Origin of the sequence: Bacillus sp. FJAT-45066, from assembly GCF_002335755.1 — a bacterium.
GTDB lineage: Bacteria > Bacillota > Bacilli > Bacillales > Bacillaceae_I > Bacillus_CD > Bacillus_CD alkalisoli.
This window is the reverse complement of the sequence record NZ_NISQ01000001.1, coordinates 1,540,287-1,555,571: the sequence shown is the minus strand read 5'-3', so window position 1 is coordinate 1,555,571 and position 15,285 is coordinate 1,540,287. Positions and strand designations below refer to the sequence as shown.

Sequence of the window (15,285 nt, the reverse complement as noted above, 5' to 3'; positions counted from 1 at the left end):
GTGGATTTTGTGAGGTGGGGGAGAATATGAAGTGGTATGAGTTAAAGGTAGATGAAGTAGAAGAAAGAATGAGCTCCAATGTCAAGGGTGGATTGAGTGAAAAAGAAGCAAAATCGAGACTAAAGCAATATGGACCGAACGAGCTTCAAGAAGCAGAAAAACAAAATGCGTTTCTTTTATTTTTAGAGCAGTTTAAAGATTTCATGGTTGTTGTTTTATTAGCAGCAACATTGATATCTGGACTTCTTGGTGAGTACATAGATGCCATTGCTATTATGGCGATTGTTTTAATTAATGGGTTTTTAGGTTTTTTTCAAGAACGAAAAGCGGAAAAATCACTCCAAGCATTAAAAGAACTTTCTGCGCCACAAGTAATAGTGCTCAGAGAAAGTGAATGGAGAAAAGTACCTTCAAAAGAGATTGTAGTTGGTGATATTGTAAAGTTTACAAGTGGAGACAGAATAGGTGCTGATATTCGAATTATTCAATCAAGCTCCCTGGAGATTGAAGAAAGTGCCCTAACTGGAGAATCTTTACCTGTAGTCAAAAAAGAAAATGCTATAAGTGGGGAAGATGTATCCATAGGCGATCAAGAAAATATGGCCTTTATGGGTACGCTTGTTACTCGTGGTAGTGGGGTAGGTATGGTCGTTGCAACAGGTATGCATACGGCAATGGGCCAAATTGCTGACCTAATTCAATCAGCTGAAACGATGATAACGCCATTACAAAGAAGATTAGAGCAATTAGGGAAAATTTTAATAACGGTTGCATTGCTTTTAACGTTATTAGTTGTTGTTGTAGGGGTTATTCAAGGTCAAGATTTATATGAAATGTTTTTAGCTGGTGTTTCATTGGCGGTAGCTGCTATTCCAGAAGGTTTACCTGCAATTGTAACTGTTGCACTATCTTTAGGTGTTACGAGAATGATAAAACAAAAATCCATCGTTCGAAAGTTACCAGCAGTGGAGACATTAGGATGCGCCTCTGTAATCTGTTCTGATAAGACTGGAACACTAACGCAAAATAAAATGAGTGTCACTAACATTTGGTCTGGTGGAAAAGCATGGACTGTATCAGGAATCGGTTATAATCCAGAAGGATCTTTTTGGATAAAAGATGATACGGTTGATGTGAAGAAAGAGAAAGAATTACAGCAACTGTTAACGTTCGGTATACTTTGTAATAATGCTAATATCGTAGAAAGAAATAATCAATACGTTCTAGATGGAGATCCGACGGAAGGAGCTCTAGTCGTTGCTGCAATGAAAGCAGGAATCACGAGACGAGTTATTGCCGACCAATTTGAGATCATAAAAGAGTTTCCTTTTGATTCTGACAGAAAAATGATGAGTGTAATCGTTAAAGATAAAGAGGGGAAATTGTTTGCGATAACTAAAGGTGCTCCTGACGTTGTCGCAAATATTAGTGAATCTATTTTATGGGAAGGAAGAAAAACATTTTTATCAGGAAAATATGAACAACTAGTAAAAGATGCTGTATATAATTTAGCGTCTGATGCATTAAGAAATATCGCCATCGCTTTCAAACCTTTACAACAATACAATGAAAATATTTCAGAGTTGGAAATAGAAAGAAATTTAACATTCATTGGAATACAAGGAATGATTGATCCACCTCGCCCTGAAGTATTTGATGCAGTTAAGGAGTGTAAAGAAGCTGGTATTAAGACGGTTATGATTACAGGAGACCACCTTGTTACAGCGAAGGCAATTGCTACCCAACTTGGTATTTTACCGATAGGTGGGAAAGTGTTAGATGGAAAATCGTTAACACAAATGACACAAGAAGAACTAGAAGAAGTGGTAGATGATGTGTATGTTTATGCGAGGGTATCTCCTCAACATAAATTGAAAATTGTGAAGGCTCTTCAGAAAAAAGGTCATATTGTAGCAATGACAGGTGATGGAGTTAATGATGCTCCTGCAATAAAAGCATCCGATATTGGAATTGCAATGGGTATTACAGGTACGGATGTAGCGAAAGAAGCATCTTCGTTAGTTCTTTTAGATGATAACTTTGCTACAATTAAATCTGCTATAAAAGAAGGCAGAAATATTTACGAAAATATTAGAAAGTTTATCCGATATTTATTAGCTTCTAATGTTGGGGAAATTTTAGTTATGTTATTTGCTATGTTGTTAGCACTTCCTTTACCATTAGTCCCTATTCAGATTTTATGGGTGAATTTAGTAACGGATGGACTTCCAGCGATGGCACTAGGGTTAGACCAACCGGAAGACGATGTAATGAAACGAAAACCTAGAAACCCAAAAGAGGGGGTTTTCGCTAGAGGTTTATGGTGGAAAGTTCTCAGTCGAGGCTTTTTAATAGGGTTAGTTACATTATTTGCCTTTATGATTTCTTACAGCCAAAATCCGGATAATTTACCGTACGCACAGACTGTAGCTTTTGCAACACTCGTTATGGCTCAACTTATCCATGTTTTTGATTGCCGAAGTGAAAAGTCGATTTTCCATCGTAATCCATTCCAAAATATATATTTAGTTTGGGCAGTAATCTCTTCAATTATCTTAATGTTAATTGTTATTTACTTCCCGCCGTTGCAGTCTATATTCCATACAGTATCTATTGATCCGAAAGAATGGTTATTAATTATGGGGATGGCATCTATTCCAACTTTCTTGTTAGTGGGTGCACTTTTCACGAAGAAAAATAAGATGAACTAAACAGGTTGTGTTATAATAAGAAAAGGTAGTAGAGTGGACTCTAGTGCCTTTTCTTTTTTGCTTTTAAAAAAAGGAAAACAATGCTATTATTAGGGTTGCTTTTAAAGTAGAATGATCGTTGGAAACGGATGTGAGTCTATGGTGAAAAGTATGACTGGATATGGTAGGGCTGTACACCGCAAAGATGAATACTTTGTGTCAGTAGAAATGAAGTCAGTAAACTCGCGTTTCTGTGAAGTTAGTTTAAAGATGCCTAAACAATTACTTTCAATGGAAGAAAAAATAAAAAAAGTAATTTATAATGATGTACATAGAGGAAGATTAGAAGTTTATATTACGTTAGAAGGACAACATATTACAGGTAAAGACCTTGAGGTTGATTGGGACTTACTAGATAAATACTTTCAAACGTTGCACAACGTTCAGTCAAAATATGGGTTGAACAATTCTATTGAAATATCGGACTTGTTACAAATAGAAGGTGTGTTTCAAGCTAAAGAAGTGGAAAAGATGGACGAACAAATAGAAAAACAGCTGTTAGATATGGTACATAAAGCAACTTATGAACTAGTCTCCATGAGAGAACAAGAAGGGTTACAACTTTCTAGAGATATAATGGCACAATTAAATGAAATGGAAAATTGCCTAATAGAAATCAAAAATCAAGCACCAATTGTTATTCAATCTTATCGTGAAAGACTAGAAAAGAAGCTTAAAGATTTTCTCGGTGATGATTATACGATAGAAGAGCAACGACTTTTAACAGAAGTAGCTATAATTACCGATAAAGCAGATATTAACGAAGAAGTGACAAGAATAAATAGTCATGTTCAACAAGTGAAAGAAACGTTAAATGCTGAGGGACCTGTTGGTAGGAAATTAGATTTCTTAGTGCAAGAATTAAATAGAGAAATAAATACTATTGGTTCTAAAGGGAACGACGCCATTATTTCTTCAAAAGTTGTAGAAATGAAAGCTTTACTAGAAAAAATGAAAGAACAAGTACAAAACATAGAATAATGTTGATTATCTTCGTTAATAAAGGATAGAATAGAGTTTGTGACTGAGGTGGGGGAAAATGAGTATTAAATTAATTAATATTGGGTTTGGAAATATCGTTTCAGCAAATAGAATTATTTCCATCGTTAGCCCAGAGTCTGCACCAATAAAAAGAATTATTCAAGATGCAAGAGACCAAGGGATGCTAATTGACGCTACATACGGCAGACGTACTAGGGCTGTTGTTATAATGGATAGTGACCATGTTATTTTATCCGCTGTACAACCAGAAACGGTTGCACAAAGGTTAGTAAATAAAGATGATATGAATGATGAAGGGTAGGTAGCAAAACTACTATGAGTGATCGCGGATTATTAATCGTCCTTTCTGGCCCATCAGGAGTAGGTAAAGGAACAGTAAGAAAAGCAATTTTTTCCCAAGATGATGTTCAATTTGAATACTCGATTTCAATGACTACACGTTCTCCGCGTGAAGGGGAAGTGGATGGTGTTGACTATTTCTTCCGTTCAAGAGAAGAATTCGAAAACTTGATTGAAGAAGATAAGTTTATTGAGTGGGCAGAGTACGTAGGTAACTTATATGGTACACCAGTCGATTACGTTGAAAAATGCCTTTCAGAAGGTAATGATGTGTTTTTAGAAATTGAAGTACAAGGCGCAATTCAAGTGAAGCGTAAGTTCCCTGAAGGTGTATTTATTTTCTTAATGCCACCGAGCTTGTCTGAGTTAAAGAACAGGATTGTAACTAGAGGTACTGAAACAGAAGATTTAATCAATAATCGAATGACCGTTGCAAAAGAAGAAATTGTCATGATGGATGAATACGACTATGTGGTAGAAAACGACCAAGTGGAACTTGCTTGTGAGCGTATCCAAGCGATTGTGAAAGCAGAACATTGTAAGCGTGAGCGATTAAGTGTGAAATATAAGAAAATGTTGGAGGCGAATTAAATGTTATACCCATCAATTGATTCATTAATGCAAAAGCTTGATTCTAAATATACACTAGTAACTGTGTCAGCAAAACGTGCGCGTCAAATGCAAATAGATAACGACCAAATGATTGCTAAAACGGTTTCATATAAGCCGGTAGGTAAAGCGTTAGAGGAAATAGATGCAAAATTATTAAAAGTTACTGCGGTGAAATCAACAGAGCGTAGCGAAGGAATCTTACACAACAAGTAAAATAACAACCTATTTTAGGTTGTTATTTTTTTCATAATTCAGTTGAAACAAAAAAGTAAAAAAGTAGCGTTTGTTCTAGATTGCGATTAAAATAATACATAGAAAATCATTATGGAAGATGGGGGATTAACATGTTGCAACATAAAAAAGTCCTTCTTTGTGTAACAGGAGGAATCGCAGTTTATAAGGCGGTTGATTTAACGAGTAAACTTGTTCAAGCAGGTGCAAGTGTTAAAGTTATCATGACACCATCTGCCCAAAAATTTGTAACTCCTTTAGCATTTCAGGCCCTTTCAAGAAATGACGTTTATATAGATACCTTCGATGAAAAAGATCCATCCGTTATTTCTCATATCGATTTAGCAGACTGGGCAGACGTAATCGTAGTTGCTCCAGCAACAGCAAATGTAATTGCAAAACTAGCGAACGGAATTGCAGATGACATGGTGACGACAACTTTGTTGGCTACCACTGCTCCTGTTTATATTGCACCTGCTATGAATGTACATATGTACGAACACGCAGCAGTACAGGCAAATATGAAAAAATTAATGACCTTTCATTACCAGTTTATCGAGCCAAATGAAGGATTTTTAGCTTGTGGATATGTTGGAAAAGGTAGATTAGAAGAACCGTTAACAATTGTAGAGAAGTTGAAAGAACATTTCTTAGATAAAGAAAAGTTATCTTCATTACAAGGGAAACTAGTATTAGTTACGGCAGGTCCGACAGTTGAAAAAATAGACCCAGTTCGTTTTTTAACGAATCACTCAACAGGTAAAATGGGTTATGCTGTTGCAGAGGCTGCGGCAAATTTCGGGGCGGAAGTAATACTAGTATCAGGCCCGACAACGCTACCTTTCCCAACTAATGTTAAAACAATACAAGTGCAGTCAGCTGAGGAAATGTATAAGGTCGTTCTATCTCATTACGACCGAGCAGACATAGTTATTAAATCTGCAGCGGTTGCTGATTATCGACCTAAAATAGTTCATTCACAGAAAGTGAAAAAGCAAAAAGGTGATATATCCATTGAAATGGAAAGAACAAAAGACATTTTAAAGACTCTTGGCGAAAACAAGCAACATCAAATATTAGTTGGATTTGCAGCAGAGACAAATGACCTTGAGACATATGCAAGACAAAAATTAACGAAGAAAAACCTAGACTTTATTGTTGCTAATAATGTCACGGAAAAAGGCGCAGGTTTTGGAGCAGACACTAATGTTGTGACCATTTTATCCAAAGATGGGGACGTAAAAAAACTTCCAATGTTAAGTAAAAAGGAAGTCGCTATAGAGATATTAAAAAGAATTACCGAAAAGTAGAGGGGATGTCTATGAGTTTTGCTAGTGTCATAGTGGATGTACCAACAAAACAAACGGACAGAACATTTGACTATGAAATTCCAGAAAAATGGGTAGATATTTTGCAGCCAGGAATGAGGGTTGTTGTTCCGTTTGGACCAAGATATGTACAAGGATTTGTTGTGCAAATTAAAGCGGAAACCTCTATCGATAAAACGAAGCCATTAAATGATGTGATTGACTTAAAGCCAGTTTTGACAAGGGAATTAATGCAGTTGGCTTTTTGGCTTAAAGATCAAACATTATGTTTTACAATAAGTGCCTTTCAAGTAATGCTTCCTGCAGCAATGAAAGCGAAATATGAAAAGTTATTATTAGCGAAAGATATTACGTTACTACCAATTGACATTCAGACAATATTTGAAAAGAAAAAGAGAATACCTTTTGATGAGTTGGAAAAAGAAATAGGCTTTTCGCTGTTAAAAAGTTTAGTGAAGGAAGATACACTAGAAGTTTATTATGGAGTAAAAGATAAAATATCCAAAAAAACGCAAAAAATTATTAGGGTTAATGTAGATAAAGAGGAGCTTAAACTTTTTATACAAACACTTTCTACTCAAGCGAAAGCTCAGCTAAAGTTAGTGTCCTTCCTTATCGAACAAGATAAAAGAGAATATTTGTTGAAAGAACTACTTCAAGATGCAAACGTGAATACACAAACTGTAAAAACGTTAGTTAATAAGGAACTATTATTAGAAGTAGACGAAGAAGTGTACCGAGATCCATATAAACATAAAACGTTTGAAAAATCGAACCCACTACCACTTACTGCTCAACAAGAAGATTCGATTAAGCCAATTTTGTCCTCTATAGAATCGGAACAGTATGCAAGTTATGTCATGTTTGGTGTAACTGGAAGTGGAAAAACTGAAGTATATATGCAATCGGTTGACGCAGTATTAAAAAAAGGGAAAGAAGCAATTATTTTAGTTCCAGAGATTTCATTAACTCCACAAATGGTTAATCGATTTAAATCCCGCTTTGGGAATGATGTAGCCGTTTTACATAGTGGATTAGGTACCGGTGAGAAGTATGATGAATGGAGAAAAATTCATCGAAAAGAAGTTAAAGTAGTAGTAGGAGCTCGCTCTGCTATCTTTGCACCTTTTGAAAATTTAGGCATTATTATTATAGATGAAGAACATGAAACGAGCTACAAACAAGAAGAAATGCCAAGGTATCATGCGAAAGACGTTGCTATGCGTCGTGGAGAGTATCATAACTGCCCAGTTGTGTTAGGAAGTGCTACACCTACATTAGAAACGTTTGCAAGAGCGAAAAAAGGTGTCTACCAATTACTCTCTATGGATAGAAGAATGAGTAATAAAGGGATGCCTGCAGTTGATATTGTTGATATGCGTGAGGAACTTAGGGAAGGAAATCGCTCTATGTTTTCACGAGCACTGTTAGAAAAACTTCAAGAGAGGCTAGACAGAAAAGAACAATCTGTCCTATTTCTAAATAAACGTGGCTATTCCTCCTTTGTTATGTGCCGTGAATGTGGGTATGTGGTGGAATGTCCACACTGTGATATTTCTTTAACGTACCACCGTAGTTCTAACCAGTTAAAATGTCATTACTGTGCTTACGAACAACCGGTTGTCTCCACCTGTCCTTCTTGTGAAAGTGATCATTTTCGGTTCTTTGGTACAGGCACACAAAAAGTAGAAGAAGAAATAAACAAATTATTACCTGAAGCAAGAGTTATTAGAATGGATGTTGATACAACTTCTAGAAAAGGTTCACATGAAAAGTTACTAGATAAGTTCGGAAATAAACAGGCAGATATATTACTTGGAACACAAATGATTGCAAAAGGATTAGATTTCCCTGACGTCACATTAGTAGGTGTGTTAACTGCAGATACAATGTTAAATCTCCCAGACTTTCGCGCCTCAGAGAAGACGTTTCAATTATTAACACAAGTAAGTGGTCGAGCTGGACGTCATGAATTACCAGGTGAAGTAATTATACAAACATACACACCAGAGCATTATGCTGTTCAATTAGCTAGTAATCATGATTATCTTTCTTTTTATATGAAAGAAATGATGATGAGAAAATTGCATCAATATCCTCCTTTCTATTTCACTGCCCTTGTTACGGTTTCTCATGAACAATTAACGAAAGTTGTTACAATAACGGAAAGAATAACGAATTATTTACAATTAAATTTATCTAGCAATGCCATTATTTTAGGACCTGTAGCCTCACCAATTTCAAGGATAAAAGATAAGTACAGGTATCAATGTATTATTAAATATAAAAAAGAACCAATGCTACAACAAACATTAAAAGGTATCTTAGAGAAATACCAACAACAAATGGGACAGGACAAACTTTCCATACAGATCGACCTTAACCCATATATGTTAATGTAAATAGAAAGAAGGAGAAAAATGATCCTGAAAATAGTTGAATATCCAAATGAAGTACTAGAAACAAAATGCGAACAAGTAGATGTGTTTGATAAAAAATTAAGTAAGCTCTTGGATAATATGTACGAAACGATGTTAGAAGCAGACGGAGTTGGACTAGCTGCCCCCCAAATTGGTATTACAAAACAAATTGCTATTGTAGACATAGACGATCACAACGGGAGAATGGACTTAATTAATCCTATTATCGTGTCAGCAGAAGGAGAACAAATAGGACCGGAAGGATGTCTAAGTTTTCCCGGATTATACGGTGAAGTAAAAAGAGCAGACTATGTAAAAGTAAAAGCTCAAAATAAGAAAGGTAAATTGTTTGAAATAGAAGCAAAAGGCTTTTTAGCTAGAGCAATTTTGCATGAAATTGATCACTTAAATGGCGTGCTTTTTACGAGTAAAGTGACAAAGTATTATGAAAAAGATGAATTACAAGAAGGGTGATCACAATGAAAAACATCGTTTTTATGGGAACGCCAGATTTTGCCGTACCAGTATTACAACAACTGTTGAAAGACAACTATAATGTTATTGCAGTCGTAACCCAACCAGATCGACCAAAAGGAAGAAAAAAAGAGTTAACACCTCCACCAGTTAAAGTAGAGGCGTTGAAGCAGGATATTCCGGTTTATCAACCTGAAAAAATTAGATTAGAAGAAGAGTATTCTAAAATTATTGATTTACAACCAGATTTAATTGTAACAGCAGCATTTGGGCAAATTTTACCAAAAGCTCTATTAGAAGCACCTAAATACGGTTGTATTAATGTACATGCATCCCTTTTACCGAAACTGCGTGGTGGTGCACCTATTCATTATTCTATTATTCAAGGTGAAAAGAAAACAGGCGTTACTATTATGTATATGGTAGAAAAATTGGACGCTGGTGATATTTTAACTCAAGTAGAAGTAGATATATTAGAAAAAGACCATGTAGGGACACTTCATGACAAATTAAGCGTCGTAGGTTCTCAATTATTATCAGAAACTCTTCCTAAACTATTCGCAGGAGAGTTAACGCCAATCAAGCAGGACGAATCAAAGGTAACATTTGCATATAACATAAAAAGAGAAGAAGAAAAAATTGACTGGTCCAATACGGGTGAGGAAATCTATAATCATATAAGAGGAATGCATCCTTGGCCTGTCGCTTACACATTACAGGATGAACAAGTCATGAAGATTTGGTGGGGCGAAAAAGTTCACTATGATAGCAAATTAGCTCCAGGTACAATTATCCAAATAGAAAATGATGGCTTTATCGTTAAAACTGGTAATAATATTGCTATTAAAGTTACCGAACTACAGCCTTCAGGGAAAAAACGTATGTCCGCTGAGCAATATTTAAATGGTGCAGGAGCATCACTTAAAGAGGGGACACAATTAGGAGAGTAAAATGAAAAACGTTAGAGAATTAGCATTAGAAGCACTTCTAAGTGTGGAAAAGAATCAAGCATATAGTAATCTACTGTTAAACAATTATCTCGATAAAAAGCAAATGTCAAAAAAAGATGCTGGGCTTTTTACTGAAATCGTTTATGGAACAATCCAACGAAAGTTAACGTTAGATTATTATTTACAACCATTTATTGAAAAACAAAAGAAAATGCAAGACTGGGTAAAAGTATTGTTACGGCTTTCCCTATACCAGATGCTTTATTTAGACAGAGTGCCTGAACGTGCGATTATTCATGAAGCGGTAGAAATTGCAAAATCCAGAGGGCATAAAGGAATTGCTGGAGTTGTAAATGGGGTATTACGTTCCATCCAACGAAATGGAGTAGCAAGTTTAGCAGAAATTACAGATCCGATAGAACGAATATCCATTTCTTCCAGTCACCCAAAGTGGCTTGTTGAAAAATGGGTGACCCAATATGGCGTTGAAAAAACGGAAGCAATGTGTTTATCCAATTTACAATCGCCATATCAAACTGCAAGGGTAAATGAAGTCAAAGGTACTGTTGATGAAGTTATCGTCAAATTAGAATCTGAAGGTTTTGAAGTTAGACGTGGTGACCTTTCTCCATTTTCAATTCTTTGTCTAAAGGGAAATTTAGCTCATTCAATCCTATTTAAAGAAGGTTATTTTACGATTCAAGACGAAAGTTCGATGTTAGTAGCTCCAACTTTAAATGTTTCTGAAAATGATTTTGTTTACGACAGTTGTGCAGCACCTGGAGGAAAGTCCACACATATTGCCGAATTATTAAAAGGTACAGGGAAAGTGATCGCTTCTGACCTTCATAAACATAAAATCGAGTTAATTAAAGAACAAACATTACGTCTTTCCTTAAACAATATTGAAACGAAAGTTTTAGATAGTAGAAAAGCTACTGAAAATTTCAAAGAAGAAAGTTTTGACAAAGTGTTAATTGATGCCCCATGTTCTGGTTTTGGAGTAATAAGAAGAAAACCAGACTTGAAATATACGAAGACGATGCAAGACGTGAACCAATTAGCGAAAATTCAACTAGATATATTATCCGAAGTTGCTCCATTAGTAAAAAAAGGTGGAACGTTAGTATATAGTACATGTACAATTGATAAAGAAGAAAACGAAGAAGTTGTACATGCGTTTTTAAAATTAAGAGAAGACTTTACGTTGGATGAAGATTTAAAACAATACATTCCACAAAAAGCTAAGGAATATGTAAACAATGGAATGTTGCAATTATTGCCACATTATTTCAATACAGATGGTTTCTTTATAGCTAGACTTAAAAGGCAGGTGTAAAAGATGGAACAAAATACAACAAGTGAAAAAACAAATGTAGAACTAAAGAAAAACCCGTCCATCTACTCTTTACAATTACACGAATTAGAAGAGTGGTTAGTCTCTCAAGGAGAGAAAAAATTTAGAGGTAAGCAAATTTTTGAATGGCTATATCAAAAACGTGTTACAACGTTTGAAGACATGACGAATTTATCTAAAACTTTACGTGATAAGCTAGCAGATCACTTTGTTTTAACAACATTAAAAACGATTATTCAACAAACTTCAGCTGATGGCACGATTAAATTTCTATTTGAGCTTCACGATGGGTATTCGATTGAAACGGTGCTAATGAGGCATGAATACGGCAATTCTGTTTGTGTAACGACTCAAGTCGGCTGTAGAATTGGTTGTACTTTCTGTGCTTCCACTCTTGGAGGACTAAAACGGAACTTAGAAGCAGGAGAAATTGTTGCTCAAGTTGTAAAAGTTCAACAAGCAGTAGACGAAATGAATGAACGTGTAAGTCATGTTGTTATTATGGGTATTGGTGAACCATTTGATAACTATGACGAAATGCTTAGCTTCTTGAAAATTATTAACCATGATGATGCTTTAAACATTGGTGCTCGTCATATTACTGTATCTACAAGCGGAATTATTCCGAAAATTTATAAGTTCGCAGATGAAAATATGCAAATTAACTTTGCAATTTCTTTACATGCGCCTAATAATGAAATTCGTTCAAGATTAATGCCTATTAACAAAGCGTATAAACTTCCTGAATTGATGGAAGCTGTACGATATTATATTAATAAAACAGGTCGTAGAATTAGTTTTGAATATGGTTTGTTCGGTGGAGTTAATGATCAAGTGGAACATGCAGAAGAACTGGCAAGACTTGTTAAAGGTGTAAAATGTCATATCAACTTAATTCCAGTTAACTATGTACCAGAGCGAGACTATGTAAGAACACCGAAAGAGCAAATTTTTGATTTCGAAAAGACATTAAAAAAATATGGTGTAAACGTAACGATTCGTCGTGAGCAAGGTCATGACATTGATGCTGCTTGTGGTCAGCTAAGGGCGAAGGAGCGTAAAGAAGAAACGAGGTGATCTAGATGAATAGTGTCTTTTTAACAGATATAGGGAGAATTCGTTCACACAATGAAGATAATGGGGGAATCTTTGTTAATAAAGACAATGAAGTGTTAGCAGTAGTATGTGATGGGATGGGGGGCCATCAAGCTGGTGATATTGCTAGTGCAAAGGCTGTAGAGCAAATAAAAACACTTTGGGAAGAAACATCCAACATCTCTTCACCAGATCATGCTGAAGTCTGGTTGACAGAAACAATTAGTCAAGTTAATAGTGAAATAAATTTATATGCCAATAAAAACGGTGACTGTTATGGAATGGGTACCACGGTTGTAGCGGCAGTTTGCGGAGATTCCTTTTTATCTATTGCTCATGTTGGAGATAGTAGAGGGTATATAACGATGAATGAAAACCTTAAACAGTTAACAGATGACCACTCTTTCGTATACGAACTTGTAAAGAGTGGTCAAATTACAAAAGAAGATGCAGAATTTCATCCTCGAAAAAATGTGTTATTACAAGCTTTAGGTACGGATAGTCATGTTAAAGTTGATGTCAAAACAATTGCAGTAGACGAAGATAGCACTCTGTTATTATGTTCGGATGGATTAACGAACAAGTTGAATGATAGGACAATATTTGAGGTCCTCCAGCATGCGGAAATGACATTAGGAGAAAAAGCAGAGAAATTAATTTCTATAGCAAATGAAAATGGTGGAGAGGACAACATTACTGTTGCAATTGTAGAACTATCTGTCACCGAAATAGAAAGAGGGTGATATTATGTTAATTGGAAAAAGATTGAACGGTCGCTATAAAATATTGGAAGTTATTGGTGGCGGTGGAATGGCCACGGTTTATTTAGCTCACGATATGATTTTAGCTAGAGACGTTGCTGTTAAAGTGTTAAGGTTAGATTTTGCTAATGATGATGAATTTATTCGTCGTTTTCGACGTGAAGCTCAGTCTGCTACAAGTCTTGATCATCCAAATATTGTTAGTATTTACGATATTGGAGAAGAAGATGACATTTATTATATTGTCATGGAGCATGTTTCAGGAAAAACATTAAAACAATACATACAACAACACCCAGTTATATCAATGGAAAAAATTGTTTCTATTATGAAGCAATTAACTTCAGCGATTGCGCATGCCCATGAGAACGGTATTATTCATAGAGATATTAAACCGCAAAATATATTGCTCGATCATTATGGGAATATTAAAGTAACAGACTTTGGTATTGCCATGGCTTTGAGTTCAACTACCATTACCCAAACGAATTCTTTACTTGGTTCTGTTCATTATCTATCTCCTGAACAGGCAAGAGGTGGACTAGCTACTAAAAAATCAGATGTATATGCACTAGGTATTGTTTTGTTCGAGTTGTTAACAGGAACATTACCATTCTCAGGAGAATCAGCCGTCTCGATTGCCCTGAAACATTTACAATCTGATACACCTTCACCGAGAAAATGGAACCGTGATATTCCGCAAAGCTTAGAAAATGTTGTTTTAAAGTCTATGGCAAAAGATGCCTTCCACCGTTATGATTCAGTGGAAGAAATGCATGAAGATATTACGACAGCATTAAATCCAGAACGATTTAATGAACCGAAGTTTGTAGTACCTATGGATGACGGTGAAGCAACAAAAGCAATTCCTATTTTAAAGGGGATTGGTGAAGTAGCACTAACAGAAAATACAATAACGAAAGTAACTCCTGCTCCAGTACAAAAAGCAGAGAAGGAACAGAACCCGAAGAAAAAAAAGGCTAAAAAATTCTTCATTATTTTAAGCACTATATTGATATTATTAGTTGCTGGTACCATTGCAGCATTTGCTTTTTTACCATCTTTACTATTACCAAAAGACGTTGAAATTCCTGACGTAGCGACACTGGAATATGAAGAAGCGGTTGAAGCTTTAAAAGATCATGGATTTATTATCGATGAAACGATAGATGAGCCTAATGACGAAATCGAAGAAAATCATGTAATTCGAACGAGACCTAGAGCTGGCCAATTAGTTAAAGAAGGTACTCCAGTAACTATCTTTAGAAGTGTTGGAAAAGAAAAAGCGGAAATGGAAGACTATAGAACATATTCCGAAGATGATGCGAGAAGGAGACTTGCATTAAGAGGTCTTACTCAGATTGAAGTGGATAGTGTATTTTCTGAAGATGTATCCGAAGGAATTGTTATGAATCAAGATCCATTACCAGGAACATTAATCATTCCAGATGACACCATTGTAACATTAACAATATCAAAGGGTTCCAGTCCAATTACGTTAAATAATTACGAAGGATCCACAATTGTTTTTGCCCAAAATCATTTAGCTGAATTGGATTTAGCTTTACATGTTAACGAAGAGTTTAGCGATGAATTTCCAGTTGGGAATATAATAAAACAAGACCCAGCTCCTAACTCACAAGTTAAAAAAGGCGATCTTATCACATTAACTGTTTCAAAAGGACCGGAAATGTTAGATAAGACGACTACTATTGATTTAGTTATTCCTTATGAAGCTGATGAAGAAGGCGTAGAGCAAACTGTACAGATTTTCATAGATGACTTAAACCATAATTCAGATCGTCCTTTTGAAACGTTTAAGATTACTGAAAATACTCCTCATACTATTTCTATTACAGTTGCTTACAAAGGATCGGCTAGGTATGCAGTATTAGTAGATGATAAAGAAGTAGATAAAGGTATAATTGAGTACGATGATTTGGAGTAAATTTATTAAGGAGGCTAC

General features: G+C 35.5%; 13 protein-coding genes. All 13 read left to right on the top strand.

The window, feature by feature from the left end; translation table 11 throughout:
* The first annotated feature begins 26 nt into the window (after nt 1-26).
* The 13 genes from CDZ92_RS07880 to pknB all read left to right on the top strand — a co-directional run bounded on the left by CDZ92_RS07880 (nt 27) and on the right by pknB (nt 15,267).
* The gene (locus CDZ92_RS07880; RefSeq protein WP_096154694.1) at nt 27-2,711 is read left to right on the top strand and encodes a calcium-translocating P-type ATPase, SERCA-type; all 2,685 of its coding nucleotides are present in this window, start codon (nt 27-29) and stop codon (nt 2,709-2,711) included.
* Between the two features lie 138 nt (nt 2,712-2,849).
* Complete coding sequence (locus CDZ92_RS07875) at nt 2,850-3,731, top strand: YicC/YloC family endoribonuclease (RefSeq protein WP_096154693.1); 882 nt, start codon at nt 2,850-2,852, stop codon at nt 3,729-3,731.
* 58 nt (nt 3,732-3,789) lie between these two features.
* Nucleotides 3,790-4,053 (top strand): extracellular matrix/biofilm regulator RemA, encoded by a 264-nt coding sequence (gene remA / locus CDZ92_RS07870; RefSeq protein ID WP_096154692.1) that lies wholly within the window; start codon nt 3,790-3,792, stop codon nt 4,051-4,053.
* 14 nt (nt 4,054-4,067) lie between these two features.
* Nucleotides 4,068-4,682 carry a guanylate kinase gene (gene gmk, locus CDZ92_RS07865; RefSeq protein WP_096154691.1) on the top strand — a complete coding sequence of 205 codons (615 nt, stop codon included), beginning with the start codon at nt 4,068-4,070 and terminating at the stop codon, nt 4,680-4,682.
* The gene (gene rpoZ / locus CDZ92_RS07860; protein WP_096154690.1) at nt 4,683-4,916 is read left to right on the top strand and encodes a DNA-directed RNA polymerase subunit omega; all 234 of its coding nucleotides are present in this window, start codon (nt 4,683-4,685) and stop codon (nt 4,914-4,916) included.
* 131 nt (nt 4,917-5,047) lie between these two features.
* A complete protein-coding gene (gene coaBC, locus CDZ92_RS07855; protein ID WP_096154689.1) occupies nt 5,048-6,244 on the top strand; it encodes a bifunctional phosphopantothenoylcysteine decarboxylase/phosphopantothenate--cysteine ligase CoaBC in 1,197 nt (398 codons plus the stop codon).
* 11 nt (nt 6,245-6,255) lie between these two features.
* A complete protein-coding gene (priA, locus tag CDZ92_RS07850) occupies nt 6,256-8,664 on the top strand; it encodes a primosomal protein N' (protein ID WP_096154688.1) in 2,409 nt (802 codons plus the stop codon).
* Nucleotides 8,665-8,682: 18 nt separating this feature from the next.
* Nucleotides 8,683-9,156 (top strand): peptide deformylase, encoded by a 474-nt coding sequence (gene def, locus CDZ92_RS07845; RefSeq protein ID WP_096154687.1) that lies wholly within the window; start codon nt 8,683-8,685, stop codon nt 9,154-9,156.
* Between the two features lie 5 nt (nt 9,157-9,161).
* Nucleotides 9,162-10,106 (top strand): methionyl-tRNA formyltransferase, encoded by a 945-nt coding sequence (gene fmt, locus CDZ92_RS07840; protein ID WP_096154686.1) that lies wholly within the window; start codon nt 9,162-9,164, stop codon nt 10,104-10,106.
* Nucleotide 10,107: 1 nt separating this feature from the next.
* A complete protein-coding gene (rsmB, locus tag CDZ92_RS07835; RefSeq protein WP_096154685.1) occupies nt 10,108-11,445 on the top strand; it encodes a 16S rRNA (cytosine(967)-C(5))-methyltransferase RsmB in 1,338 nt (445 codons plus the stop codon).
* A 3-nt stretch (nt 11,446-11,448) separates the two neighbouring features.
* Nucleotides 11,449-12,540, top strand: a complete 1,092-nt coding sequence (gene rlmN / locus CDZ92_RS07830; protein ID WP_096154684.1) for a 23S rRNA (adenine(2503)-C(2))-methyltransferase RlmN — start codon at nt 11,449-11,451, stop codon at nt 12,538-12,540.
* A 5-nt stretch (nt 12,541-12,545) separates the two neighbouring features.
* Nucleotides 12,546-13,301 carry a Stp1/IreP family PP2C-type Ser/Thr phosphatase gene (locus CDZ92_RS07825; protein WP_096154683.1) on the top strand — a complete coding sequence of 252 codons (756 nt, stop codon included), beginning with the start codon at nt 12,546-12,548 and terminating at the stop codon, nt 13,299-13,301.
* A 4-nt stretch (nt 13,302-13,305) separates the two neighbouring features.
* Nucleotides 13,306-15,267, top strand: a complete 1,962-nt coding sequence (gene pknB, locus CDZ92_RS07820; protein ID WP_096154682.1) for a Stk1 family PASTA domain-containing Ser/Thr kinase — start codon at nt 13,306-13,308, stop codon at nt 15,265-15,267.
* Nucleotides 15,268-15,285: the final 18 nt, after the last annotated feature.